This is a genomic window from Enterobacter sp. 198 (assembly GCF_009025585.1).
In the GTDB taxonomy this organism is placed as follows: domain Bacteria; phylum Pseudomonadota; class Gammaproteobacteria; order Enterobacterales; family Enterobacteriaceae; genus Enterobacter; species Enterobacter ludwigii.
This window is the reverse complement of record NZ_WCIM01000015.1, coordinates 138,200-162,526: the sequence shown is the minus strand read 5'-3', so window position 1 is coordinate 162,526 and position 24,327 is coordinate 138,200. Positions and strand designations below refer to the sequence as shown.

The window sequence follows — 24,327 nt, the reverse complement described above, 5'->3', positions numbered from 1 at the left end:
TAAGTACAAAACAAGCATATAAGGAAAAGATAGAATGGCTAAGGGGCAATCTTTACAAGATCCGTTCCTGAACGCATTGCGTCGGGAACGTGTTCCAGTTTCTATTTATTTGGTGAATGGTATTAAGCTGCAAGGTCAGATTGAATCCTTCGATCAGTTCGTGATCCTGTTGAAAAACACGGTCAGTCAGATGGTCTATAAGCACGCTATTTCTACAGTTGTTCCGTCTCGTCCGGTATCCCATCACAGCAATAACACTGGCGGCGGCACGGGTAGTAACTACCATCATGGCAGCAGCGCGCAGGGTTCTTCTTCTCCTGCGCAGGACAGCGAAGATACCGAATAAGGTTTCGGGCTGTTATCCACACGGGGAGCCAGGGATCCTGCGTTCCCCGCTGATCTTTTTTGAGGAATTTACGCTTGTTTGACCGTTATGATGCCGGTGAGCAGGCGGTGCTGGTACACATCTATTTTACGCAAGACAAAGATATGGAAGACCTCCATGAGTTTGAATCTCTGGTCTCTTCCGCCGGTGTCGAAGCAATGCAGGTGATTACCGGTAGCCGTAAAGCGCCGCACCCAAAGTATTTTGTTGGTGAAGGTAAAGCAGTTGAAATTGCGGATGCCGTAAAAGCAACCGGCGCGTCAGTCGTGTTGTTTGATCATGCGCTGTCTCCGGCTCAGGAACGTAACCTGGAACGTCTTTGCGAATGCCGTGTTATCGATCGCACGGGTTTGATTTTAGATATTTTCGCTCAACGTGCGCGTACTCACGAAGGTAAGCTGCAGGTTGAGCTGGCGCAGTTGCGCCATCTGGCAACGCGGCTTGTGCGTGGCTGGACCCACCTTGAAAGACAAAAGGGCGGGATTGGTTTGCGCGGTCCGGGTGAGACCCAGCTTGAAACCGACCGCCGTCTGTTGCGTGGCCGTATTACCCAGATCCTTTCACGTCTGGAACGCGTTGAAAAACAGCGTGAGCAAGGACGTCGGGCGCGATCGAAAGCTGACATCCCGACGGTGTCGCTGGTGGGGTATACCAACGCCGGTAAATCCACCCTGTTTAACCAGATTACTGAGGCCCAGGTTTATGCCGCAGACCAGCTGTTTGCGACCCTGGACCCCACATTGCGTCGTATTGACGTCGCCGACGTCGGTGAAACGGTGCTGGCGGATACCGTAGGGTTTATCCGTCACCTGCCGCATGACCTGGTGGCTGCGTTTAAAGCCACCCTGCAGGAGACGCGTCAGGCGACCCTGCTGCTGCACGTCATTGATGCTGCAGACGTTCGCTTGCAGGAGAACATCGACGCGGTAAACGTGGTGCTCGACGAGATCGACGCCGACGACATCCCAACGCTGTTGGTGATGAACAAGATCGATATGCTGGAGGATTTTGAGCCGCGTATCGACCGAGATGAAGAGAACAAACCGATTCGGGTCTGGCTTTCCGCTCAGACCGGTATTGGTGTGCCACTGCTTTTCCAGGCTTTGACAGAACGTCTTTCCGGTGAGGTAGCCCAGCACACGCTGCGATTGCCGCCACAGGAAGGCAGGCTGCGCAGCCGGTTTTATCAGCTTCAGGCGATAGAAAAAGAGTGGATGGAGGATGACGGCAGCGTGGGGATGCAGGTGCGTTTGCCGATCGTTGACTGGCGTCGCCTCTGTAAACAAGAACCTGCGCTGGTCGACTATATCGTCTGATCAGAAAGGGGATGCCTGAATAATTCGCCCTTGCATAACAAATATGGAGCATATACATGGCGTGGAATCAGCCCGGTAATAACGGACAAGACCGCGACCCGTGGGGAAGCAGCAATAATCAAGGCGGCAACTCTGGGGGAAATGGCAACAAAGGTGGTCGCGAGCAGGGGCCGCCGGATCTGGATGATATCTTCCGCAAGCTAAGCAAGAAGCTTGGTGGTCTTGGCGGAGGTAAAGGTTCTGGCTCTGGTGGGGGTTCCACTCAGGGGCCGCGCCCGCAGTTAGGGGGCCGCGTGGTGGGCATTGTTGCCGCTGCCGTGGTGATCATCTGGGCTGCCAGTGGGTTCTACACCATTAAAGAAGCGGAACGCGGTGTGGTCACCCGTTTCGGTAAGTTCAGCCATCTGGTTGAACCAGGTCTGAACTGGAAACCGACTTTCATTGACGACGTGACCGCGGTGAACGTGGAGTCTGTCCGTGAACTGGCGGCCTCCGGCGTGATGCTGACCTCCGACGAGAACGTTGTGCGCGTTGAGATGAACGTCCAGTACCGCGTCACCGATCCGCAGCACTACCTGTTTAGCGTGACCAGTGCAGATGACAGTCTGCGCCAGGCCACAGACAGTGCGCTGCGCGGTGTGATCGGTAAATACACCATGGACCGCATTCTGACCGAAGGTCGTACCGTTATTCGTAGCGATACCCAGCGTGAGCTGGAAGAGACCATTCGCCCGTACAACATGGGTATCACCCTGCTGGACGTCAACTTCCAGGCTGCTCGTCCGCCGGAAGAGGTGAAGGCCGCGTTTGATGACGCGATTGCCGCCCGTGAAAACGAACAACAGTACATCCGTGAAGCGGAAGCGTACACCAACGAAGTTCAGCCACGTGCTAACGGTCAGGCGCAGCGTATTCTTGAAGAAGCGCGTGCGTATAAAACTCAGACCGTCCTGGAAGCTCAGGGTGAAGTGGCGCGTTTCGCGAAGATTTTGCCAGAATATAAAGCGGCTCCGGAGATTACCCGTGAACGTCTTTATATTGAGACCATGGAAAAAGTGCTGAGCCATACGCGTAAGGTACTGGTTAACGACAGCAAAGGTGGAAACCTGATGGTACTGCCGTTGGATCAGATGCTGAAAGGCGGTTCGGCGCCGGCGGCAAAGGCGGATACCAGCGGTGCCAACAACCTGCTGCGTCTGCCACCTGCGGCATCCGGTAGCTCAAGCGCCACAACCACGCCTTCTTCGAACGATGGTGACATTATGGACCAACGCCGTGCTAACGCGCAGCGTAACGACTACCAGCGTCAGGGGGAATAAGGATGCGTAAGTCAGTTATTGCGATCATCATCATCGTATTGGTCGTGCTTTATACCTCTATCTTTGTGGTGAAAGAGGGCGAGCGTGGAATTACCCTGCGTTTTGGTAAAGTTCTGCGCGACAGCGAGAACAAGCCGCTGGTGTTTGAGCCGGGCCTGCACTTTAAAATGCCACTGATTGAATCGGTGAAAACGCTCGACGCCCGTATCCAGACCATGGATAACCAGGCCGACCGTTTCGTGACTAAAGAGAAGAAAGACCTGATCGTTGATTCCTACATCAAATGGCGTATCAGTGATTTCAGCCGCTACTACCTGGCAACGGGCGGTGGCGACGTTTCTCAGGCGGAAGTGCTGTTGAAACGTAAGTTCTCTGACCGTCTGCGCTCTGAGATTGGTCGTCTGGATGTGAAAGACATCGTCACCGACTCCCGTGGTCGTCTGACGCTGGAAGTGCGTGATGCGCTGAACTCCGGTTCTGCAGGAACCGAAGACGAAGTCACCACCCCGGCAGCGGATGATGCCATTGCCAAAGCGGCAGAACGCGTTCAGGCTGAAACCAACGGCAAAGTGCCGGTGATCAACCCGAACAGTATGGCTGCTCTGGGTATCGAAGTGGTCGACGTCCGTATCAAGCAGATCAACCTGCCAGCGGAAGTGTCCGAGGCGATTTACAACCGTATGCGCGCCGAGCGTGAAGCGGTAGCCCGTCGTCATCGTTCACAAGGTCAGGAAGAGGCGGAGAAACTGCGTGCGGCAGCGGATTACGAAGTGACCAAGACGCTGGCAGAATCTGAGCGTCAGGGCCGTATTCTGCGCGGTGAAGGGGATGCCGAAGCGGCAAAACTGTTTGCCGATGCCTTCAGCCAGGATCCCGACTTCTACGCCTTTATCCGTAGCCTGCGTGCTTACGAGAACAGCTTCCAGAGCAACCAGGATGTGATGGTGCTCAGCCCGGACAGCGATTTCTTCCGTTACATGAAGACGCCGGCTAACGCAACGCGATAAACTCAGGCCAGTTTGAGTATTCAAACCACCGCTCTCAACGGAGCGGTGGTTTTCTTTTATAAGGATGAAAAATGAATTCAACGATTTGGCTTGCGCTGGCCCTGGTTCTGGTGCTGGAAGGCCTTGGACCGATGCTTTATCCGCGTGCATGGCGTCGGATGATAGCCTCTCTGAGCCAGTTGCCGGATAATATTTTGCGTCGATTTGGGGGCGGACTTGTGGTTGCCGGCATCGTTATCTACTACATGTTGAGGAAAACGATTGGCTGATCAAAAAGTAATCTGGTTTGGCGTATTTTGAGGTCAAAAAGTGCTGTATATCTGAAAAAGCGATGGTAGAATCCATTTTTAAGCAAACGGTGATTTTGAAAAAAATGGGTAACAACGTCGTCGTACTGGGCACCCAATGGGGTGACGAAGGTAAAGGGAAGATTGTTGATCTTCTGACTGAACGGGCTAAATATGTTGTACGCTACCAGGGCGGTCACAACGCAGGCCATACTCTCGTAATCAACGGTGAAAAAACCGTCCTCCATCTTATTCCATCAGGCATTCTTCGCGAAAACGTCACCAGCATCATCGGTAACGGCGTTGTGCTGTCTCCGGCTGCTCTGATGAAAGAGATGAAAGGTCTGGAAGACCGTGGTATCCCCGTTCGCGAGCGTCTGCTGCTCTCCGAAGCCTGCCCGCTGATCCTTGATTATCACGTGGCGCTGGACGTAGCGCGCGAAAAAGCGCGTGGCGCGAAAGCGATTGGCACGACCGGTCGTGGTATCGGCCCGGCTTATGAAGACAAAGTTGCTCGTCGCGGTCTGCGCGTGGGCGATCTGTTTGATAAAGAGACGTTCGCTGAAAAACTGAAAGAAGTGATGGAATATCACAACTTCCAGCTGGTGAACTTCTATAAAGCTGACGCTGTTGACTACCAGAAAGTGCTGGATGACGTCATGGCGATTGCTGACATTCTGACCGGTATGGTTGTTGATGTGTCCGATCTGCTGGACCAGGCGCGCAAGCGTGGCGATTTCGTCATGTTCGAAGGTGCGCAGGGTACGCTGCTGGACATCGACCACGGTACCTATCCGTACGTCACCTCCTCTAACACCACCGCAGGTGGCGTTGCGACCGGTTCTGGTCTGGGTCCACGTTATGTGGATTACGTTCTGGGCATCATCAAAGCTTACTCCACTCGCGTGGGTGCGGGTCCATTCCCGACTGAGCTGTTTGATGAAACCGGCGAGTTCCTGTGCAAGCAGGGTAACGAGTTTGGCGCGACCACCGGTCGTCGTCGTCGTACCGGCTGGCTGGACGTGGTAGCCGTGCGTCGCGCAGTACAGATTAACTCCCTGTCTGGTTTCTGCCTGACCAAACTGGACGTGCTGGACGGTCTGAAAGAGGTGAAACTCTGCGTAGGCTACCGTATGCCTGATGGTCGCGAAGTGACCACCACTCCGCTGGCTGCGGATGACTGGAAAGGCATCGAGCCAATCTACGAAACCATGCCAGGCTGGTCTGAAACGACGTTCGGTGTGAAAGAGCGTAGCGGTCTGCCACAGGCAGCACTGAATTACATCAAGCGTATTGAAGAACTGACCGAAGTGCCGATCGACATTATCTCTACCGGCCCTGATCGTACTGAAACGATGATCCTGCGCGACCCGTTCGACGCATAATCTTCGTGACTGCTGGCCTGCGGGACAACCCGCAGGCTGGATACGCGTCGCGCCATCCGGCGAACGCTCCTCGATCTCCGCTTTTTCGCCCCGTCTGTCAAATAAATTAGCCGCTTACTATCTGGCTGGTTTATCATCATTAATGAATATCTGTGCGGTTTATCCGCGTTTTCCCTTTTTCCTGAGGTTGATGTGCAGTTAACAAGTTTCACCGATTACGGCTTACGCGCGCTGATTTACATGGCGTCGTTACCCGATGGGAAAATGACCAGTATCTCTGAGGTTACAGAGGTATACGGTGTGTCCCGTAATCATATGGTCAAAATAATCAATCAACTTAGTCGTGCCGGATACGTTGCTGCCGTCCGCGGGAAGAATGGTGGGATCCGTCTCGGTAAACCGGCGCAGAGTATTCGTGTTGGGGATGTGGTACGTGAACTGGAGCCGTTGTCTCTGGTGAACTGCAGCAGCGCGTTCTGCCACATTACGCCCGCTTGTCGCCTTAAACAGGCACTTTCTCTGGCCGTGCAAAGTTTTCTCAAGGAACTGGATAACTACACGCTGGCCGATTTGGTTGAAGAGAATCAACCACTTTATAAATTATTGCTGGTGGAATGAAGAAAATTTCCACCGGAGCTGACAACGGAGGAACCGATATGTCACATGATCCTTTCCAGGAACGCGAAGCCGAAAAATACGCGAATCCTATCCCCAGCCGCGAGTTCATCATTGAACACTTAACAAAACGCGAAAAACCCGCCAATCGTGAAGAACTTGCCGTTGAATTAAACATTGAAGGTGAAGAGCAAATTGAAGCCCTTCGCCGCCGCCTGCGCGCGATGGAGCGCGACGGGCAACTGGTCTTTACCCGCCGTCAGTGCTATGCGCTTCCCGAACGTCTTGACCTGCTGAAAGGCACCGTCATCGGCCACCGTGATGGCTATGGCTTCCTGCGCGTAGAAGGCCGTAAAGACGATCTTTATCTTTCCTCTGAGCAGATGAAGATGTGCATTCACGGTGACCAGATCCTGGCGCAGCCGCTGGGCGCAGACCGTAAAGGCCGCCGCGAAGCGCGCGTGGTGCGTGTCCTGGTCCCTAAAACCAGCCAGATTGTTGGCCGCTACTTTACCGACGCTGGCGTGGGCTTTGTGGTGCCGGACGACAGCCGCCTGAGCTTCGATATCCTGATCCCGCCTGAAGAGGTGATGGGTGCCCGTATGGGCTTTGTGGTGGTGGTTGAACTCACCCAGCGTCCTACCCGACGCACCAAGGCGGTCGGGAAAATCGTCGAAGTGTTAGGCGATAACATGGGCACCGGCATGGCCGTTGATATGGCGCTGCGTACTCATGAAATTCCTTACGTCTGGCCGAAAGCGGTTGAAGAGCAGGTTGTCGGCCTGAAAGAAGACGTGCCGGAAGAGTCCAAAGTGGGCCGCGTGGATCTGCGCGATCTGCCGCTGGTGACTATTGATGGTGAAGATGCCCGCGACTTCGATGATGCCGTTTATTGCGAGAAAAAACGCGGCGGCGGCTGGCGTCTGTGGGTTGCCATCGCTGACGTAAGCTATTACGTGCGCCCGCATACTCCGCTGGATAACGAAGCGCGCAGCCGTGGAACGTCGGTCTACTTCCCGTCGCAGGTAATCCCGATGCTGCCGGAAGTCTTGTCTAACGGCCTGTGCTCCCTGAACCCGCAGGTTGACCGCCTGTGCATGGTCTGCGAGATGACCATCTCCACCAAAGGGCGCTTAACGGGTTACAAATTCTACGAAGCGGTAATGAGCTCCCATGCGCGCCTGACCTACACCAAGGTCTGGCATATGCTGCAGGGCGATCAGGATCTGCGTGAGCAGTATGCGCCGCTGGTGAAACACATCGAAGAGCTGCATAACCTCTACAAAACGCTGGATCAGGCGCGTGAAGAGCGCGGCGGGATCTCGTTTGAGAGCGAAGAGGCGAAGTTCATCTTTAACGCTGAACGCCGCATTGAACGTATTGAGCAGACCCAGCGTAACGATGCCCATAAGCTGATTGAAGAGTGTATGATTCTGGCAAACATCTCGGCGGCACGTTTCGTTGAGAAAGCCAAAGAACCTGCGCTGTTCCGTATTCACGATAAACCGTCGACCGAAGCCATCACTGCGTTCCGCTCCGTGCTGGCTGAACTGGGTCTGGAACTGCCTGGCGGTAACAAGCCAGAGCCGCGTGATTATGCTGAATTGCTGGAGTCGATTGGCGATCGCCCGGATGCGGAAATGCTGCAGACCATGCTGCTGCGTTCCATGAAGCAGGCGATTTACGATCCGGAAAACCGCGGTCACTTCGGTCTGGCGCTGCAGTCTTACGCCCACTTTACCTCACCGATCCGTCGTTATCCGGACCTTTCCCTGCACCGCGCGATCAAGTATCTGCTGGCGCAGGAGCAGGGTCATAAAGGTAATACGACCGAAACCGGTGGCTACCATTATTCAATGGAAGAGATGCTACAACTCGGTCAGCACTGTTCCATGGCCGAACGTCGTGCAGATGAAGCGACGCGCGACGTGGCAGACTGGCTGAAGTGTGACTTTATGCTGGACCAGGTGGGTAACGTCTTTAAAGGCGTGATTGCCAGCGTCACCGGCTTTGGTTTCTTCGTCCGTCTGGATGAACTGTTTATCGACGGTCTGGTGCATGTCTCCAGCCTGGATAACGACTACTACCGTTTCGACCAGGTCGGGCAGCGCCTGATTGGCGAATCTGGCGGCCAGACCTATCGTCTTGGCGATCGCGTGGAAGTGAAGGTCGAAGCCGTTAATATGGACGACCGTAAAATCGACTTTAGCCTGATCTCCAGCGAGCGTGCCCCGCGTAATGTGGGTAAAACGGCGCGTGAAAAGACGAAAAAAGGGGGCAACGGCAACAGCGGTGGCAAACGTCGTCAGGCGGGTAAGAAGGTAAACTTCGAGCCAGACAGCGCGTTCCGCGGTGAGAAGAAACAGAAGCCGAAGGCCGCAAAGAAAGAGGCCCGGAAGGCGAAAAAGCCGTCCACCAAAACGCAGAAAATTGCGGCTGCCACCAGGGCAAAGCGCGCAGCGAAGAAACAGCAGGCGGAGTAATTCTCCCCCTCAACCTGACCCTCTCTCCTGCGGAGAGAGGGAAAAGAAAAGACAGAACGAGAACCATCAATGAGTGAAATGATTTACGGCATCCACGCGGTGCAGGCCCTGCTGGAGCGCGCACCGGAGCGTTTTCAGGAAGTGTTTATTCTGAAAGGGCGTGAAGACAAACGTCTGATGCCGCTGATCCACGCCCTGGAAGCACAAGGTGTCGTGATCCAGCTGGCGAACCGCCAGTTCCTGGATGAGAAAAGTGAAGGTGCCGTTCACCAGGGCATTATTGCCCGCGTTAAGCCAGGTCGTCAGTATCAGGAAAACGATCTGCCGGATCTTATCGCCGGGCTGGAAAATCCATTCTTCCTGATCCTTGACGGCGTGACCGACCCGCACAACCTTGGCGCATGTCTGCGAAGCGCAGATGCGGCAGGTGTTCATGCGGTTATCGTGCCGAGGGATCGCTCTGCACAGCTTAACGCGACGGCGAAGAAAGTGGCCTGTGGCGCAGCGGAAAACGTACCGTTGATCCGCGTCACCAACCTGGCGCGCACCATGCGTATGCTGCAGGAAGAGAATATCTGGATCGTCGGTACCGCGGGTGAAGCGGATCATACTCTGTATCAGAGCAAGATGACCGGCCGTCTGGCCCTGGTGATGGGTGCTGAGGGCGAAGGTATGCGCCGTCTGACCCGTGAGCATTGCGATGAGCTGATCAGCATTCCAATGGCGGGCAGCGTGTCGTCTCTGAACGTCTCCGTGGCAACAGGTATCTGCCTGTTTGAAGCGGTACGTCAGCGCGGGGAATAAACAGCAAGGCCGTCCTGAGGACGGCCTTTCGTATTTTCTGTGGGAGAGTCACCAGACGGTGAAAAACTCACTCCTCCAGTGACCGCAAATGGTCATCCTTCCTGAGCGTCATTAGCGCGAAGATACTCACTACCGCCGTCGCCATGACGTAATAAGCCGGAATATCCAGGTTGCCCGTCTCTTTAATCAGCCCGGTAATAATCAGCCCCGCACAGCCCGAGAAAAGGGCGTTCGACAGGGAATAAGCCAGCCCAAGCCCGGTATACCGTACGCGCGTCGGGAACATCTCTGAGAGCATCGCCGGCCCGGGACCTGCCAGCATCCCCACCAGACCACCCGCAATCAGCACCACCAGCGCTTTGATGGCCAGCGTGCTGGACTCCGCCTGTAAAACCTTCAGCAGCGGCAGGGCAAGGAGCAGCAGCAACGTGGTGGCGACGATCATCACCGTGCGGCGTCCGATTTTGTCGCTCAGGATCCCGGACGGAATAATCGTCAGCGCAAAACCGATATTCGAAATCACCGCAATCAACAGCGCCTGGTTAAACCCGGTATGCAGCGCCGACTGCAGATAGGTGGGCATTATCACCAGATAGGTATAACCCGCCGCTGACCAGACCATCACCCGGCCAATGCCCATCACAATGGCGTTGAGCGTGGCGACGGTATCAGCCTGAGTGGCAACCGGCTTTTCCTGCTGCTGCACAAAGCTTGGCGTCTCTTCCATACTCACCCGCAGCCACAGCGCCACCACGCCCATCGGTAATGCCAGGAAGAACGGGATGCGCCAGCCCCAGTCATGCAGGGCTTCCGGTGTCAGAAGGGCGGAGAGCAGTGCGACAATGCCAGCGCCTGCTAACAGGCCCAGCGCGACGGTAAATGACTGCCATGCACCGTAGAGGCCCCGCTTGCCGCGTGGGGCAAACTCGGTCATCAGCGAGACGGCGCCGCCATACTCACCACCGGCGAACAATCCCTGCAGGATGCGCAGCAGCGTGATAATCAGCGGGGCGGCAATACCGATGCTGGCATAGACCGGCACAATACCGATTGCGGCGGTGGCCAGCGTCATCAGCACCAGTACAATAATCAGCGTCGGTTTTCGGCCTATCCGGTCACCTATTCTGCCAAACACCACCGCGCCCAGCGGGCGGAAGAAGAAGGCGATGGCAAAGGAAGCGTAGGTAAGGATCAGGCTGGTCAGCCCCGCGTCCCCCTCAAGCTGGAAGAAGTTCTTCGCAATTACGGTCGCCAGAAAACCATAGACCGCAAACTCATACCACTCGATAAAGTTACCAATGGAGCCTGCAATTAATGCACGCTTGTGCGCGTCCGGTTGCATAACGTTCCTCACTGAAAGGGGGTAAGAATAAATTATTCAACAAAAGCGAATGCGCGAAATAGTTTATTCTTATGTTCTGTGAGCTATTTCACGAATGATATCAGCGGGATCGTCATCGTGTGACCTCACTCCCATGCAGCGTGCACGTGGCCTGTCCATACTTATCTTCATTGCCACTGAAGGAGGGAGACAGCATGCACTGGCAGACCCATACCGTTTTTAATCAACCTGCACCGCTCTCAAACAGCAACCTTTTCCTCTCTGATTGCGCTCTGCGTGACGCGGTTGTTCGCGAAGGCGCCGAGTGGGATATCGAGCTTCTTGCCAGCATCGGCCAGCAGTTAGGAACCGCGGAATCGCTGGAACTGGGCAGGCTGGCGAACGTTAATCCGCCGGAGTTATTACGCTATGACGCCACCGGGGAGCGACTGGATGACGTTCGCTTTCATCCCGCATGGCACCTCTTAATGCAGGGACTTTGCGCCAACCGTGTCCATAACCTGGCGTGGGAAGAGGAGGCGCGCAAAGGCGCGTTTGTCGCCAGAGCTGCACGTTTTGTCCTGCACGCTCAGGTAGAAGCGGGCACGCTTTGCCCTGTTACCATGACCTTTGCTGCTACACCGCTGCTGCAACAGGCGCTGCCCGAGCCGTTCCGTGACTGGATCACGCCGTTAATGAGCGATCGTTACGATCCTCATCTTGCCCCAGGGGCGCAAAAGCGTGGCCTGCTGATTGGCATGGGGATGACAGAAAAACAGGGCGGCTCGGACGTACTCAGCAATACCACCAAAGCGGAAAAGTGCAGTGACGGCAACTACCGGCTTATCGGGCATAAATGGTTTTTCTCGATGCCGCAAAGCGATGCGCATCTGGTACTGGCCCAGGCGAAAGGGGGGCTGTCCTGCTTTTTTGTTCCACGCTTTTTGCCTGACGGGCAACGCAATGCCGTACGTCTGGAGCGGCTGAAAGAGAAGCTCGGCAACCGCTCTAACGCCAGCAGCGAAGCGGAGTTCCTGGATGCGTCCGGCTGGCTGCTGGGGGAGGAAGGAGAAGGGGTACGCCAGATCCTCCGAATGGGCGGCCTGACGCGGTTTGACTGCGCGCTGGGCAGCCATGGGCTGATGCGTCGGGCTTTATCCGTGGCGCTTTACCATGCGCATCAACGCCAGACGTTTGGTAAAAACCTTATCGACCAGCCGCTCATGCGCGATGTGCTGAGCCGCATGGCGCTGATGCTGGAGGGCCAGACGGCACTGTTGTTTCGTCTGGCCCGGGCGTGGGACAGGCGTGCCGATCCTCAGGAGGCCGCCTGGGCGCGCCTTTTCACCCCCGCGGCGAAATACAGCGTCTGCAAAGCGGGTATCCCGTTTGTGGCGGAAGCCATGGAAGTGCTCGGCGGCACAGGCTACTGCGAGGAGAGTGAGCTTCCCCGTTTGTACCGTGAGATGCCCGTGAACAGCATCTGGGAAGGGTCCGGCAATATTATGTGCCTGGACGTTCTGCGTGTACTGACGAAGCAATCCGGCATCCTCGACCTGCTTGTGGATGATTTTGCCCAGGTAAAAGGGCAGGACAGGCACTTCGATCGCAGCTGGCGTCAGCTTCAGCAAAAACTGCGAAAACCGCAGGAGGCGCAGGGGCGGGAGATCACGCAACAGCTTTTCCTGCTGGGGGCCGGAAGTCAGATGCTGCGGCACGCATCGCCACCCGTGGCGCAGGCGTGGTGCCGCATGATGCTTGATACCCGTGGCGGTACGCTGATGAGCGAGCAGGTGCAAAATGACCTGCTGTTGCGTGCCACGGGCAGGGTTGGCTAACTCTTTAGCTGGAACAGGCTCACCAGTTGGGTGAGGTGTGAGCCTTTCTCACGCAGCGTGTGTGCGGTTTGTTCGCTGCGTAGGACGCGGTCGGCGTTGATGTGCGACGCTTCGCCAATGTGGGTCATGGCCAGATTAACCTGGCCTATTCCCGCGGATTGCTCGCGGGACGCATGGTTAATCTCCGTGACCAGCTTGTTGATATTATCGATGTGCACGATGATGGAATCCATCGCCAGACGCGTTTGTTCAGACAGCGCATGGCCTTCGCTGACTTTTCTGAGCGTATCACCGATGAGCTGTTCAATCTCCTTCACCGCGTTGGCGCTGCGTCCTGCCAGCGCGCGTACCTCCTGCGCCACCACCGCAAAACCTTTTCCGTGCTCGCCTGCGCGGGCTGCTTCAACCGCTGCGTTAAGCGCCAGAATGTTGGTCTGAAAAGCGATGGATTCAATCACGCGCGTGATGTCTTCGATTCGCTTTGATGCTTCGCGAATATCATCCATGGTAGCGACAGCGTGGGTGACCGTCTCTCCACCCTGGTGTACTGCGCGCGACGTTTCGCCTACCAGCTGCTGCGTTTGCTCCATGTTGGCGGCATTTTGCTGCACGGTCGCGGCCAGTTGCTCCATGCTGGCAGACGTCTCTTCTACACTGCTGGCCTGCTTGTTAATCTGCCCGGAGATTTCTTCGCTATCGGATGCCAGCGCGTTGGTGCCCATATGGATCTCCGCTGCGGCCTCGCGCACCTGAAGAACAATTTTCTGCAGTCCCCCTCCAATACCGTTAATGGCATCGATGAGCTGACCGACCTCATCCTGGCGGGTCACGGGCAGGCTGGAGCGCAGATCGCCTGCGGCATACTGTCGGGCCAGGTGGATCACATTGCGCAATGGGCGTGTCAGTATGCGACGTATAATGACCACAAACAGACCCGCGAAGAGCACTGACAGCACCACCCCTGCCAGCAGGAAGCGGTCGCGCATGGCGGTCACGCTTGAGAGCAGTACCGATTTATCCACTTCGCCGACAATGGCCCAGTTCCAGCCTGGCAGCGGCGTATACGCCATGGTCAGCGTGCGACCATCGGCACTGACGCGCTCCAGCGTGCCGGATTTATCACTCAACAGCTGTTGCTGGATAGCGCTATCCCACTCCGGTACTTTTCCCTCCGCGCTGGTGTGGAACAGATACTGCCCGCGCGTTTTGCCATGGCTGCGGTCCAGAACAAAGAAGTGACCGCTCTCGCCCAGTCGACGGTTGAGTATTTTCTCGCGCATGACGTTCCAGGAGTGAGTGATGTCCACACCAACAAAGATGATTGCAATGACCTGGCCGTCTGCATTTTTAACCGGCTGGTATTGGGTGATGTAGCGCTTGCCGAACAGCAGCGCCAGACCGCGATAAACCTCGCCCCGGGTGACGGCGGCAAAGGCCGGGCTGGTGGTATCCAGAACGGTGCCCATTGCCCGCTCGCCGTTCTCTTTGCGCAGCGATGTGGCGACGCGCACAAAGTCGTTACCGCTACGCACAAACAGGGTCGAGATTGCCCCTGTCCGGCTCAGAAAATCGTCTGAAAGGGTATTGTTTTCATGTAGCCCGGTTTCCCCTCCTTTCAGGAGCGGAACGTTAATCCCGTTAATCGTCTGGGTTTGAGTGTTATCAACGCTCAGTGGCTGGGGCAAAAAGGTGGTAAACAGCCGGGTATAACTCTCGACCTCTTCACTCAGGCTGGTGTTAAACATCTGCACCATATCGACCATGCCGGTGGATTGATTATGCAGGTCTTCTATCGCGAGGGCTTCAAGCTGCTGGCTGGCTTTTTGGCTGAGCAGAAAAGTGAAAAACAGAAACAGGATGGCGACACTGGCACCGGTAAGCAGCGACAGCTTTGCACCCAGACCTGCACGACGGAAAAAGTTGATCATAAATTGCTCATCATTGAAAAGGTATGGCTTTTCAACGGCAGAGCAGAGATAACGTTTACTGTTTTAGTGTAACAAAATGTTATTTAATTGTTTTTAATTGGTTTGCTAAAAGATAAAAAATTTGCAAAAACGAAAAGCCACTAAAAGTAAGTGGCTTTTATCGGAGGGGGGATTACGCGTAGAGAATGGCCTGTACCCGCCAGTGATCGATGTACTGATCTTCCTGCATCTGGATAATGCGATACCATGAAGCACCCTGCTCATCGGCCTTTAATGCAACGACACGTTCAACGTCCTGCGGGCTCCCCGAAATATTATTCACGGAGATCTGGCCAATTTCATTCAGGCCAGTCACACAATCAGCACTGGCAAATTCAGCTGACTGCGCGGTTGTGCTCACAAGACCTGCTGAGAGCAACAGTGTGGTCAAAGCAAGAGTTCGTTTCATCGTCAGCTCCATTTCACATGTCTCCGGTATCCGCCGGGCAATCCTTCGCGAATAAACTCACTTCCATTGTTGCGGGCATGGAGTTTATTGTGGACAGGAAAGTGTCTATGGACGCAAAGCAGTGTAAATGTCGTTCAAATGAAGACGATCATTGACGATACAGAATGGCCTGTGAGTACCACTGTCCCGTAATGATGGTTTCGTCGATCATAATGATGACGTAATAATCTGCTTTGGCGGCGACGGCTTGTGCCTTTATTGCTTCTTCCGCGTCATCCGGGGAGCCGCGAACCAGCGCAGAGACGGTACCCATACGCTGTAATCCTTCCGTCTGATTACGACGGATTTCCTGCGGGTGATCGGCCACCGGGGGAGCGGGTTGTGGCGTTCCCTGCAGCGCGCTACAGCCACTGAGCAGTAACATCAGCAATAAAGCAGCAAACCTGCGCATAACCATATCTCGTTTCCTGATAGCCATAGTGTAGTTGTCTGTGAATTTAGTTTTGGGGGAATGTTCCCGAAGTGTTAGCTGGGGCGTAATTTTCGAATGAAAATAGCGTGAAATCGTAACCCAGTTCTCAACATTATGAATCATTCATCATTACAGGGTCGACAATGATTGAAATTGAAATACGCCATCTGGGTGATCGTGAAATATTACACGCAACACCCGCCGGAAAACGTGAGGAACCACTGCCTGTTATAGTGTTTTATCATGGATTTACCTCATCGAAGCTGGTCTACAGCTATTTTGCGGTGGCACTCGCGCAGGCCGGTTTTCGTGTGGTCATGCCGGATGCACCCGACCACGGCGCACGTTTTACCGGCAACGAACAGGCGCGACTTGGGCAGTTCTGGCACATTTTGCACGGTAGCCTGACCGAGTTTGCCGGGCTGCGCGATGCGCTTTACCAGGCAGGGCTGGTGGCTGATAATCGGCTGGCCGTGGCTGGGGCATCGATGGGCGGGATGGCGGCGCTGGGGATCATGACGCACCATCCAGAAGTGAAGTCAGTGGCTTGTCTGATGGGCTCGGGCTACTTTACCTCACTGGCGAAGACGCTTTTTCCACCTCAGGCACTCACAGAGGTTGAGGCGGCGCTTGCAGAGTGGGAGGTTACCCGGGCGTTACCGCGTCTGGCCGATCGTCCTTTGCTGTTGTGGCATGGTGATGCGGACGATGTCGTCCCACCCGGAGAAACGTTCCGGCTTCAGCAGGCGCTGCAGCACGAGGGGCTGGATGGCAACCTGACCTGCCTGTGGGAAGCGGGCGTTCGCCACCGCATTACGCCAACGGCGCTGGACGCCACGGTGGACTTCTTCCGCCAGCACCTTTAAACGCACAGGACGTTGACACCCTGATCTTTCAGTTTCTGGAGGATCTCAGGGTTGGCACCTTTGCCGGTGATCACCATGTCTATCTGTTCAGCACGGCTGAACAGCATTCCTGCGCGTTCGCCCACTTTACTGCTGTCGACCAGCACAACGAGCTTGCCCACCACGTTAAGCATGTTTTGTTCTGCCATGGCGGTCAACATATCGGTTTTGTAGAGGCCATCCGCGGTCAGGCCTTTGCCACTGGTAAACATCCAGTGTCCGGCATAAAGACTGTTTTCGCTGTCCTGCGGGCTGAGCGTAATGGACTGGCTCTTGTTGTACTGGCCGCCCATGATCACCACGCTCTCATGCTCCTGATCGATAAGATAGTTGGCGAGCGGCAAATAGTTCGTGATGATTTGTACCGGCTTTCCGCACATCTCCCGACCTAACAGAAACGCCGTGGAGCCGCAGTTAATCACCACGCTCTCGCCGGGGTTCACCAGCTGCGATGCCGCTCGGGCAATACGGACTTTTTCATCATGATTTTGCGCCTGATGAATGTTCATCGGCGTCCAGCGTGGACGCTGCTGGCTAATCGCTTCCGCACCGTTGCGGACTTTTTTCAGCTTACCGCTTTCATCCAGCTTATTAATATCCCGCCGCGCTGTTGCCGGGGAAATCCCTAAACGTTCGATCACTTTCTCAACGGTGACAAACCCTGTTTGCGCCAGGAGTTCCAGTAATATTTGATGCCGTTGCGCTTCCGTCATGAGCTATTCCGATAAGAATTGATTTTAAAAGATGATATTTGAAATAGCGTGAAATTACTAAAAGAAATATGAAACCGCCAGACACACGGGTCTGGCGATGGGCCTTAATAATCAGAGGAATGACTTGAACGGGAGGTCTGGCTCAAGAGTAAAGCAATCATCAAAGCCACGTGGGTAGTGATACTCGAGATTGTCTTTGTCCAGCGGCCAGGTGAACTTGCCTCCTACCTGCCAGATGAACGGCTTAAAGCCATACTTCAGGCGATCTTTTTTCATTTCCCACAGTACGCGTATCTCCTGCGGGTCGGCCTGGAAGTTTGACCAGATATCGTGGTGGAAAGGGATCACTACTTTGGTGTTCAGCGCTTCCGCCATGCGCAGCATATCGGCGCTGGTCATTTTATCTGTAATGCCGCGTGGGTTCTCCCCGTATGAGCCGAGCGCCACATCAATCTGATGCTCATTGCCGTGCTTTGCATAGTAGTTTGAGTAGTGAGAGTCACCGCTGTGGTACAGGGAACCGCCGGGCGTTTTAAACAGGTAGTTCACCGCACGTTCGTCCATACCGTCTGGCAGTACGCCTGCGGCTTTCTGATCGGCCGGAAGGGTAATCAGTGCAGTGCGGTCAAAGGCATCCAGCGCGTGGATCTCAACGTCTTTAATTTTGACCACATCGCCCGGTTTCATGACGATGCAGCGCTCTTTCGGTACGCCCCAGCCGATCCATAAATCCACGCAGGTTTGCGGCCCGATGAACGGTACGTCATCGGCACAGTTTTGCATGACCGCTGCCGCCACGTTGACATCAATATGATCGTTATGATCGTGCGTAGAGAGAACGGCATCGATCTGGCGAATGGCGAACGGATCAAGAACAAACGGTGTGGTACGCAGGTTTGGCTGAAGTTTTTCCACGCCCGCCATGCGTTGCATCTGATGGCCTTTTTTCATCAGCGGGTTACCGTGACTCTGTTTGCCGGTGCCGCACCAGAAATCGACACAAATATTCGCGCCACCTTCTGATTTCAGCCAGATCCCCGTACACCCCAGCCACCACATTGCAAAGGTACCAGGAGCAACCTGTTCCTGCTCAATCTCTTCATTCAGCCAGCTACCCCATTCCGGGAAAGTGCTCAGAATCCATGATTCACGGGTAATGGTGTTCACTTTACTCATCGTTTTGACTCCTGGTTTAATCAAAAGTAATCAATTGGTGATTTGTTGTGATTAATGCTGGCACCATTTCACGCGCATTGCAACGATCAAAATGTGTAATTTTATCTGCCTGACGTCACGGACGCTCTTCTCGCTTCTTGTTATCTTTTACCGTATTAATCATTAATTGCATGAATTATATGAAAATAATTCTATGTGGCATGCCGAAGTGAAAATCATTACTAACACCAGGGAAATAATTTGCGTGATGCGTCACAAATAATCAGATTTAATCTTGTGATGATTTTTTGTGATTAATAGAGTGTTGTCACCAACCGCACAGGGATTGCCCCTCGTGTTCTCATTTCTGGAGAGAGTTATGGAGATCCTCTACAACGTCTTTACCGTGTTCTTTAATCAGGTAATGACTAATGCCCCGCTGTTGTTGGGCATCGTGACGTGCCTTGGCTATATCCTGCTGCGTAAAAGCGTCAGCGTTATTATTAAAGGCACCATTAAAACCATCATCGGTTTCATGCTGTTGCAGGCGGGTTCAGGCATTTTGACCGGCACCTTCAAGCCGGTAGTGGCCAAAATGTCGGAAGTCTATGGCATCAACGGCGCCATCTCTGACACCTACGCCTCGATGATGGCCACCATCGATCGCATGGGCGATGCCTACAGCTGGGTAGGGTATGCGGTCCTGCTCGCGCTGGCGCTGAACATCATTTACGTTCTGTTGCGCCGCATTACCGGTATTCGCACCATCATGCTGACTGGCCATATCATGTTCCAGCAGGCAGGGCTGATTGCGGTTTCCTTCTTTATCTTTGGCTACCCAATGTGGACGACCATTATCTGCACCGCGGTGCTGGTCTCGCTCTACTGGGGTATCACCTCCAACATGATGTACAAGCCCACGCAGGACGTCACCGACGGTTGCGGCTTCTCCATCGGCCACCAGCAGCAGTTTGCCTCCTGGATTGCCTATAAAGTCGCGCCGTATCTGGGCAAAAAAGAAGAGAGCGTCGAAGATCTTAAACTGCCGGGCTGGCTGAATATTTTCCACGACAATATCGTTTCTACGGCGATTGTGATGACCCTCTTCTTCGGTGCCATTCTGCTCTCCTTTGGCATTGACGTCGTACAGGCGATGGCGGGTAAAACCCACTGGACTGTCTATATCCTGCAAACAGGTTTCTCTTTCGCGGTGGCGATTTTCATTATCACCCAGGGCGTGCGTATGTTCGTTGCCGAGCTGTCCGAAGCCTTCAACGGTATCTCTCAGCGTCTGATTCCCGGTGCGGTACTGGCGATTGACTGCGCGGCTATCTACAGCTTCGCACCAAACGCGGTGGTCTGGGGCTTCATGTGGGGCACCATCGGCCAGCTGATTGCGGTGGGTATCCTGGTGGGCTGCGGCTCTTCCATTCTGATCATTCCTGGCTTTATCCCGATGTTCTTCTCCAACGCCACCATTGGCGTCTTTGCGAACCACTTTGGTGGCTGGCGCGCGGCGCTCAAGATCTGCCTGGTGATGGGGATGGTGGAAATCTTCGGGTGTGTGTGGGCGGTCAAGCTCACCGGTATGAGCGCCTGGATGGGTATGGCCGACTGGTCAATTCTGGCACCACCGATGATGCAGGGCTTCGCCTCCGTTGGTCTGATCTTTATGGCCATCATCCTCCTCATTGCTCTGGCTTATATGTTCTTCGCTGGTCGCTCTCTGCGGGCTGAAGAAGATGCAGAAAAACAAACAGCAGAAGTTTCTGCTCATTAAGGAGTTTCGATTATGACCGTACGTATCCTGGCTGTGTGTGGCAATGGGCAAGGGAGTTCCATGATCATGAAGATGAAAGTGGACCAGTTTTTAACCCAGTCAAACATCGACCACACGGTGAACAGCTGCGCAGTGGGCGAATACAAAAGTGAACTGAACGGCGCGGACATCATCATCGCCTCTACCCACATCGCCGGTGAGATCACCGTGACAGGCAACAAATATGTGGTAGGCGTGCGCAACATGCTGTCGCCAGCCGACTTTGGGCCAAAGCTGCTGGAAGTGATCAACGCGCATTTCCCACAAGATGTGAAGTAAGGACGCAATATGAAACTACGTGATTCGCTGGCAGAGAATAGCTCCATCCTTTTACAGGCCGACGCCAGCACCTGGCAGGAAGCGGTGAAACTTAGCGTAGATCTGCTGGTAAAAGCCGATGTTGTCGAGCCGCGTTATTACCAGGCCATTCTGGATGGTGTTGCAGAGCACGGCCCTTACTTCGTGATTGCACCAGGGCTGGCGATGCCGCATGGCCGCCCGGAAGAGGGCGTTAAAAAAACCGGCTTTGCGCTGGTTACGCTGAAAACACCACTGGCTTTCAACCACGAAGATAACGACCCGGTCGACATCCTCATCACCATGGCGGCTGTTGATGCCAACACTCACCAGGAGGTGGGCATTATGCAGATCGTGAATCTGTTTGATGATGAGGCCAACTTCGACCGTTTACGCGCCTGCCGCACCGAGCAGGACGTGCTGGATTTAATTGATAACGCCACTGCGGCGGCAGTTTAAGAGGGAATTGAAAATGTCATTACCAATGTTGCAGGTCGCGCTGGATAACCAGACTCTGTCTCACGCTTACGAAACCACCCGCCTGATTGCGGAAGAAGTGGACATCATCGAAGTCGGTACCATTCTGTGCGTGGGTGAAGGCGTTCGCGCCGTCCGCGACCTGAAGGCACTGTATCCGCATAAAATCGTGCTGGCGGATGCCAAGATTGCCGATGCGGGCAAAATTCTTTCCCGTATGTGTTTTGAAGCCAATGCCGACTGGGTCACCGTTATTTGCTGTGCGGATATCAACACGGCTAAAGGTGCGCTGGATGTGGCAAAAGAGTTCAAGGGTGATGTGCAGATTGAGCTGACCGGGTTCTGGACCTGGGAGCAGGCGCAGGAGTGGCGTGACGCGGGCATTCAACAGGTGGTTTATCACCGCAGCCGTGATGCACAGGCCGCTGGGGTAGCGTGGGGGGAAGCGGATATCAGCGCGATTAAGCGTCTGGCCGATATGGGCTTCAAAGTGACCGTGACCGGAGGCCTGGCGCTGGAAGATCTGCCGCTCTTCAAAGGTATCCCAATTCATGTCTTTATCGCAGGCCGTAGCATCCGTGATGCCGCCTCTCCGGTAGAAGCCGCGCGTCAGTTCAAACGCTCAATCGCTCAGCTTTGGGGCTAAGGAGCGGGTATGTTGTCTAAACAAGTCCCGCTCGGCATCTATGAAAAGGCACTCCCTGCGGGGGAGTGTTGGCTGGAGCGGCTGCAACTGGCGAAACAACTCGGCTTCGATTTTGTCGAAATGTCAGTGGATGAGACAGACGAACGCCTGTCTCGCCTTGACTGGAGCCGCGAACAGCGTCTGGCACTGGTTAGCGCCATCGCTGAAACGGGGGTACGTGTGCCTTCCCTGTGCCTCAGCGCCCACCGTCGTTTTCCGCTTGGCAGTGAAGATGATGGTGTGCGTGCTCAGGGGCTGGAGATCATGCGTAAAGCCATTCGCTTTGCCCAGGATGTCGGCATCCGTGTGATCCAGTTGGCGGGGTATGACGTTTACTATCAGGACGCCAACAATGAAACGCGCCGTCGTTTTCGTGACGGCCTGAAAGAGAGCGTCGACATGGCCAGCCGTGCTCAGGTGACGCTGGCGATGGAGATCATGGATTATCCGTTAATGAACTCCATCAGCAAGGCGCTGGGTTACGCGCACTACCTGAATAATCCGTGGTTCCAGCTCTACCCTGATATCGGCAATCTGTCAGCCTGGGATAACGACGTGCAGATGGAACTGCAGGCGGGTATTGGCCATATCGTGGCGGTTCATGTCAAAGATACCCGGCCTGGTGTATTCAAAAATGTTCCGTTTGGCACCGGGGTGGTGGATTTCGAACGGTGCTTCCAGACGCTCAAACAGACAGGGTATTGCGGGCCTTACCTGATTGAGATGTGGAGTGAAACGTCGGACGACCCGGCAGCCGAAGTGGCGAAGGCGCGGGACTGGGTCCGTGAACGTATGGCGCGGGCTGGGTTGATGGAGGCTGAGCATGCATAAGCTTAAGCAGCAGGTCTTTGAGGCCAATATGGATCTACCTCGCCACGGTCTGGTGACGTTTACCTGGGGTAACGTCAGCGCCATCGACCGTGAGCAGGGGCGGGTCGTGATTAAGCCCAGCGGTGTGCCCTATGAGTCCATGACCGCCGACGACATGGTGGTTGTCGATCTCCATGGCAACGTGGTTGACGGAAAGTGGCGTCCTTCTTCTGATACCGCCACCCATCTGGCACTGTATCAGCGTTATCCCTCCCTGGGCGGCGTTGTACATACACACTCGACCCATGCCACGGCCTGGGCGCAGGCAGGGCTGCCCATTCCGGCTCTTGGCACCACGCATGCAGACTACTTCTTTGGCGATATTCCCTGCACGCGGGCATTAACGCAGGCCGAAGTGGAAGGGGAGTATGAACTCAACACCGGTCGCGTCATTATCGACACGCTGGCTGAGCGTGAGCCGCTGCATACGCCGGGTATTGTGGTGTATCAGCACGGTCCATTCTCGTGGGGAAAAGACGCTCACGATGCCGTGCATAACGCGGTGGTGATGGAGGAAGTGGCGCGAATGGCGTGGATTGCCCGCGGCATCAATCCGCAGCTTCAGGGCATTGATGATTACCTTATGAATAAACATTTCATGCGTAAACATGGGCCCAACGCCTATTACGGGCAGAAGTGAATAAGTGCTCTGGAATACCGAAAAACAGTTGTAACCGGTGGTATTTCAGAGCCATTAGTAAAAAAAAGCCCCCGGGCAGGGGGCAAGTTAAACTATGGCTATGTTCTCTTTGTTGGCTTTCCTGGTGCTAGCGTTAAAGCGTTATCGGTAGATATCTGCACTGGCGTGCATATTGCCGTTGCTGCCGGGCTCACGCATCAGTATGACGTGATAATATTGTGCACCCTGAGCATCGGTCTCTTGATTGAGTGCCTGATCTGCTTCACTTTCAGTGGCGAAATTATGATTGATGTAGATTACGCCTAAGCTCTGCACATCATCCATGTTTTGGGCCTGCCGGCCGTCTATCTTGATGGCTGCCATCGCGTTTGCACTGAGCAAAAGTGCAGCCATTACGGCAAATGCGATTTTTTTCATGATATGCGCTCCACGACTGCGTGCTGTGAAAGGGGGTGTTGCTCTCCTTTTATAAATAAGGTCTCTGATTAAAGTGTAATCACTTATCCGGCGGGGATGCGTGACCATTTCTGATGCTGTTGTTCAAAAAAACAACGCTTCCTGATGTGATTAATTTTAAATCACCCACTTAGACCAGCTTTACGCTTTGTGCGAATTATTTGTGCAATCAGCTTGAGTTTCCAGGGGCGCGCAAGTATTATGACGCGTCAATTTTTCAGCCGACCTTTAACACGTTCCTTGCCTCCCCGGGCCTCGGCTGACCCAGACAGGAGGCTGAATAATCCGTAAGGAGCAATTCGATGCGTCATTACGAAATCGTTTTTATGGTCCATCCTGACCAGAGCGAACAGGTTCCGGGCATGATCGAGCGCTACTCTGCTGCCATCACTGGTGCAGAAGGTACGATCCACCGTCTGGAAGACTGGGGCCGCCGTCAGCTGGCTTACCCGATCAACAAACTGCACAAAGCACACTACGTTCTGATGAACGTTGAAGCGCCGCAGGAAGTGATCGATGAGCTGGAAACTACCTTCCGCTTCAACGATGCCGTTATCCGCAGCATGGTTATGCGTACCAAAAACGCAGTGACCGAAGCATCTCCGATGGTTAAAGCGAAAGACGAGCGCCGTGAGCGTCGCGATGATTTCGCAAACGAAACCGCAGATGATTCTGATGCTGGGGATTCTGAAGAGTAATTTC

25 protein-coding genes are annotated in these 24,327 nt (G+C 54.5%); 18 read left to right on the top strand and 7 right to left on the bottom strand.

What is annotated here, in order from left to right; genetic code table 11:
- The first annotated feature begins 34 nt into the window (after nucleotides 1-34).
- The 9 genes from hfq to rlmB all read left to right on the top strand — a co-directional run bounded on the left by hfq (nucleotide 35) and on the right by rlmB (nucleotide 9,601).
- Nucleotides 35-346: an RNA chaperone Hfq gene (gene hfq / locus F8561_RS07595; RefSeq protein WP_014168311.1), complete on the top strand. Its 312-nt coding sequence runs from the start codon at nucleotides 35-37 to the stop codon at nucleotides 344-346.
- Between the two features lie 74 nt (nucleotides 347-420).
- Nucleotides 421-1,701 carry a ribosome rescue GTPase HflX gene (gene hflX, locus F8561_RS07590; protein WP_138613145.1) on the top strand — a complete coding sequence of 427 codons (1,281 nt, stop codon included), beginning with the start codon at nucleotides 421-423 and terminating at the stop codon, nucleotides 1,699-1,701.
- A 56-nt stretch (nucleotides 1,702-1,757) separates the two neighbouring features.
- Entirely contained in the window at nucleotides 1,758-3,020 is a 1,263-nt protein-coding gene (gene hflK, locus F8561_RS07585; RefSeq protein WP_014168313.1) for an FtsH protease activity modulator HflK, read from the top strand.
- Between the two features lie 2 nt (nucleotides 3,021-3,022).
- Nucleotides 3,023-4,027 (top strand): protease modulator HflC, encoded by a 1,005-nt coding sequence (gene hflC, locus F8561_RS07580; protein WP_014168314.1) that lies wholly within the window; start codon nucleotides 3,023-3,025, stop codon nucleotides 4,025-4,027.
- A gap of 71 nt (nucleotides 4,028-4,098) precedes the next feature.
- A complete protein-coding gene (locus F8561_RS07575) occupies nucleotides 4,099-4,296 on the top strand; it encodes a DUF2065 domain-containing protein (RefSeq protein ID WP_014168315.1) in 198 nt (65 codons plus the stop codon).
- Between the two features lie 104 nt (nucleotides 4,297-4,400).
- Complete coding sequence (locus tag F8561_RS07570; RefSeq protein WP_025206256.1) at nucleotides 4,401-5,699, top strand: adenylosuccinate synthase; 1,299 nt, start codon at nucleotides 4,401-4,403, stop codon at nucleotides 5,697-5,699.
- Nucleotides 5,700-5,891: 192 nt separating this feature from the next.
- On the top strand, nucleotides 5,892-6,317 hold the full coding sequence (gene nsrR, locus F8561_RS07565) for a nitric oxide-sensing transcriptional repressor NsrR (RefSeq protein ID WP_014168317.1): 426 nt from the start codon (nucleotides 5,892-5,894) through the stop codon (nucleotides 6,315-6,317).
- A 38-nt stretch (nucleotides 6,318-6,355) separates the two neighbouring features.
- Nucleotides 6,356-8,797 (top strand): ribonuclease R, encoded by a 2,442-nt coding sequence (rnr, locus tag F8561_RS07560; protein WP_041162388.1) that lies wholly within the window; start codon nucleotides 6,356-6,358, stop codon nucleotides 8,795-8,797.
- Between the two features lie 69 nt (nucleotides 8,798-8,866).
- Nucleotides 8,867-9,601: a 23S rRNA (guanosine(2251)-2'-O)-methyltransferase RlmB gene (gene rlmB / locus F8561_RS07555; RefSeq protein WP_014168319.1), complete on the top strand. Its 735-nt coding sequence runs from the start codon at nucleotides 8,867-8,869 to the stop codon at nucleotides 9,599-9,601.
- A gap of 67 nt (nucleotides 9,602-9,668) precedes the next feature.
- Here the strand turns inward: rlmB and F8561_RS07550 are convergent, their stop codons facing one another.
- Nucleotides 9,669-10,943, bottom strand: a complete 1,275-nt coding sequence (locus tag F8561_RS07550; protein ID WP_078774362.1) for an MFS transporter — start codon at nucleotides 10,941-10,943, stop codon at nucleotides 9,669-9,671.
- Between the two features lie 194 nt (nucleotides 10,944-11,137).
- Here F8561_RS07550 and F8561_RS07545 point away from each other — a divergent pair, with 194 nt between their 5' ends.
- Entirely contained in the window at nucleotides 11,138-12,760 is a 1,623-nt protein-coding gene (locus F8561_RS07545; RefSeq protein ID WP_138613149.1) for an isovaleryl-CoA dehydrogenase, read from the top strand.
- On the opposite strand, the gene F8561_RS07540 is transcribed toward F8561_RS07545, so the two are convergent.
- The 3 genes from F8561_RS07540 to bsmA form a co-directional block, all read right to left on the bottom strand.
- Nucleotides 12,757-14,688, bottom strand: a complete 1,932-nt coding sequence (locus F8561_RS07540; protein ID WP_047355591.1) for a methyl-accepting chemotaxis protein — start codon at nucleotides 14,686-14,688, stop codon at nucleotides 12,757-12,759. The genes F8561_RS07545 and F8561_RS07540 overlap by 4 nt on opposite strands.
- 172 nt (nucleotides 14,689-14,860) lie before the next feature.
- Nucleotides 14,861-15,136 carry a DUF1471 family protease activator YjfN gene (gene yjfN, locus F8561_RS07535; protein ID WP_025206250.1) on the bottom strand — a complete coding sequence of 92 codons (276 nt, stop codon included), beginning with the start codon at nucleotides 15,134-15,136 and terminating at the stop codon, nucleotides 14,861-14,863.
- A 148-nt stretch (nucleotides 15,137-15,284) separates the two neighbouring features.
- Nucleotides 15,285-15,614, bottom strand: a complete 330-nt coding sequence (bsmA, locus tag F8561_RS07530; RefSeq protein WP_025206249.1) for a biofilm peroxide resistance protein BsmA — start codon at nucleotides 15,612-15,614, stop codon at nucleotides 15,285-15,287.
- A 137-nt stretch (nucleotides 15,615-15,751) separates the two neighbouring features.
- Here bsmA and yjfP point away from each other — a divergent pair, with 137 nt between their 5' ends.
- Nucleotides 15,752-16,474, top strand: coding sequence for an esterase (gene yjfP / locus F8561_RS07525; protein ID WP_025206248.1), 723 nt, complete (start codon nucleotides 15,752-15,754; stop codon nucleotides 16,472-16,474).
- Here yjfP and ulaR read toward each other — a convergent pair.
- Both ulaR and ulaG read right to left on the bottom strand, forming a co-directional pair.
- Nucleotides 16,471-17,226, bottom strand: coding sequence for an HTH-type transcriptional regulator UlaR (ulaR, locus tag F8561_RS07520; protein ID WP_014168326.1), 756 nt, complete (start codon nucleotides 17,224-17,226; stop codon nucleotides 16,471-16,473). The genes yjfP and ulaR overlap by 4 nt on opposite strands.
- 111 nt (nucleotides 17,227-17,337) lie before the next feature.
- The gene (ulaG, locus tag F8561_RS07515; RefSeq protein ID WP_020882936.1) at nucleotides 17,338-18,402 is read right to left on the bottom strand and encodes an L-ascorbate 6-phosphate lactonase; all 1,065 of its coding nucleotides are present in this window, start codon (nucleotides 18,400-18,402) and stop codon (nucleotides 17,338-17,340) included.
- A 358-nt stretch (nucleotides 18,403-18,760) separates the two neighbouring features.
- Here ulaG and ulaA point away from each other — a divergent pair, with 358 nt between their 5' ends.
- From ulaA to F8561_RS07485, 6 genes are read left to right on the top strand one after another with little or no spacing between them, the layout of a single operon-like run.
- Complete coding sequence (gene ulaA, locus F8561_RS07510; protein ID WP_151887309.1) at nucleotides 18,761-20,161, top strand: PTS ascorbate transporter subunit IIC; 1,401 nt, start codon at nucleotides 18,761-18,763, stop codon at nucleotides 20,159-20,161.
- Between the two features lie 12 nt (nucleotides 20,162-20,173).
- Nucleotides 20,174-20,479: a PTS ascorbate transporter subunit IIB gene (gene ulaB / locus F8561_RS07505; protein ID WP_014168329.1), complete on the top strand. Its 306-nt coding sequence runs from the start codon at nucleotides 20,174-20,176 to the stop codon at nucleotides 20,477-20,479.
- 9 nt (nucleotides 20,480-20,488) lie between these two features.
- On the top strand, nucleotides 20,489-20,956 hold the full coding sequence (gene ulaC, locus F8561_RS07500) for a PTS ascorbate transporter subunit IIA (RefSeq protein ID WP_014168330.1): 468 nt from the start codon (nucleotides 20,489-20,491) through the stop codon (nucleotides 20,954-20,956).
- Nucleotides 20,957-20,969: 13 nt separating this feature from the next.
- Entirely contained in the window at nucleotides 20,970-21,620 is a 651-nt protein-coding gene (ulaD, locus tag F8561_RS07495; protein WP_151887308.1) for a 3-keto-L-gulonate-6-phosphate decarboxylase UlaD, read from the top strand.
- Nucleotides 21,621-21,629: 9 nt separating this feature from the next.
- Nucleotides 21,630-22,490 carry an L-ribulose-5-phosphate 3-epimerase gene (locus F8561_RS07490; protein ID WP_151887307.1) on the top strand — a complete coding sequence of 287 codons (861 nt, stop codon included), beginning with the start codon at nucleotides 21,630-21,632 and terminating at the stop codon, nucleotides 22,488-22,490.
- Nucleotides 22,483-23,169 carry an L-ribulose-5-phosphate 4-epimerase gene (locus F8561_RS07485; protein ID WP_149376289.1) on the top strand — a complete coding sequence of 229 codons (687 nt, stop codon included), beginning with the start codon at nucleotides 22,483-22,485 and terminating at the stop codon, nucleotides 23,167-23,169. Before F8561_RS07490 ends, F8561_RS07485 begins: the two co-directional genes overlap by 8 nt.
- A 141-nt stretch (nucleotides 23,170-23,310) precedes the next feature.
- Here the strand turns inward: F8561_RS07485 and yjfY are convergent, their stop codons facing one another.
- On the bottom strand, nucleotides 23,311-23,586 hold the full coding sequence (gene yjfY / locus F8561_RS07480; RefSeq protein WP_025206244.1) for a DUF1471 family protein YjfY: 276 nt from the start codon (nucleotides 23,584-23,586) through the stop codon (nucleotides 23,311-23,313).
- Nucleotides 23,587-23,927: 341 nt separating this feature from the next.
- Between yjfY and rpsF the strand changes: the two genes are divergently transcribed.
- Nucleotides 23,928-24,323: a 30S ribosomal protein S6 gene (gene rpsF / locus F8561_RS07475; RefSeq protein ID WP_014068637.1), complete on the top strand. Its 396-nt coding sequence runs from the start codon at nucleotides 23,928-23,930 to the stop codon at nucleotides 24,321-24,323.
- The last annotated feature ends 4 nt before the right edge of the window (nucleotides 24,324-24,327 follow it).

Coding starts and splice junctions, on each gene's coding strand:
- hfq (WP_014168311.1), top strand. CDS start 35: ATGGCTAAGGGGCAATCTTTACAAGATCCGTTCCTGAACGCATTGCGT.
- hflK (WP_014168313.1), top strand. CDS start 1,758: ATGGCGTGGAATCAGCCCGGTAATAACGGACAAGACCGCGACCCGTGG.
- hflC (WP_014168314.1), top strand. CDS start 3,023: ATGCGTAAGTCAGTTATTGCGATCATCATCATCGTATTGGTCGTGCTT.
- F8561_RS07575 (WP_014168315.1), top strand. CDS start 4,099: ATGAATTCAACGATTTGGCTTGCGCTGGCCCTGGTTCTGGTGCTGGAA.
- F8561_RS07570 (WP_025206256.1), top strand. CDS start 4,401: ATGGGTAACAACGTCGTCGTACTGGGCACCCAATGGGGTGACGAAGGT.
- rnr (WP_041162388.1), top strand. CDS start 6,356: ATGTCACATGATCCTTTCCAGGAACGCGAAGCCGAAAAATACGCGAAT.
- rlmB (WP_014168319.1), top strand. CDS start 8,867: ATGAGTGAAATGATTTACGGCATCCACGCGGTGCAGGCCCTGCTGGAG.
- F8561_RS07550 (WP_078774362.1), bottom strand. CDS start 10,943: ATGCAACCGGACGCGCACAAGCGTGCATTAATTGCAGGCTCCATTGGT.
- F8561_RS07545 (WP_138613149.1), top strand. CDS start 11,138: ATGCACTGGCAGACCCATACCGTTTTTAATCAACCTGCACCGCTCTCA.
- F8561_RS07540 (WP_047355591.1), bottom strand. CDS start 14,688: ATGATCAACTTTTTCCGTCGTGCAGGTCTGGGTGCAAAGCTGTCGCTG.
- yjfN (WP_025206250.1), bottom strand. CDS start 15,136: ATGAAACGAACTCTTGCTTTGACCACACTGTTGCTCTCAGCAGGTCTT.
- bsmA (WP_025206249.1), bottom strand. CDS start 15,614: ATGGCTATCAGGAAACGAGATATGGTTATGCGCAGGTTTGCTGCTTTA.
- yjfP (WP_025206248.1), top strand. CDS start 15,752: ATGATTGAAATTGAAATACGCCATCTGGGTGATCGTGAAATATTACAC.
- ulaR (WP_014168326.1), bottom strand. CDS start 17,226: ATGACGGAAGCGCAACGGCATCAAATATTACTGGAACTCCTGGCGCAA.
- ulaG (WP_020882936.1), bottom strand. CDS start 18,402: ATGAGTAAAGTGAACACCATTACCCGTGAATCATGGATTCTGAGCACT.
- ulaA (WP_151887309.1), top strand. CDS start 18,761: ATGGAGATCCTCTACAACGTCTTTACCGTGTTCTTTAATCAGGTAATG.
- ulaB (WP_014168329.1), top strand. CDS start 20,174: ATGACCGTACGTATCCTGGCTGTGTGTGGCAATGGGCAAGGGAGTTCC.
- ulaC (WP_014168330.1), top strand. CDS start 20,489: ATGAAACTACGTGATTCGCTGGCAGAGAATAGCTCCATCCTTTTACAG.
- ulaD (WP_151887308.1), top strand. CDS start 20,970: ATGTCATTACCAATGTTGCAGGTCGCGCTGGATAACCAGACTCTGTCT.
- F8561_RS07490 (WP_151887307.1), top strand. CDS start 21,630: ATGTTGTCTAAACAAGTCCCGCTCGGCATCTATGAAAAGGCACTCCCT.
- F8561_RS07485 (WP_149376289.1), top strand. CDS start 22,483: ATGCATAAGCTTAAGCAGCAGGTCTTTGAGGCCAATATGGATCTACCT.
- yjfY (WP_025206244.1), bottom strand. CDS start 23,586: ATGAAAAAAATCGCATTTGCCGTAATGGCTGCACTTTTGCTCAGTGCA.
- rpsF (WP_014068637.1), top strand. CDS start 23,928: ATGCGTCATTACGAAATCGTTTTTATGGTCCATCCTGACCAGAGCGAA.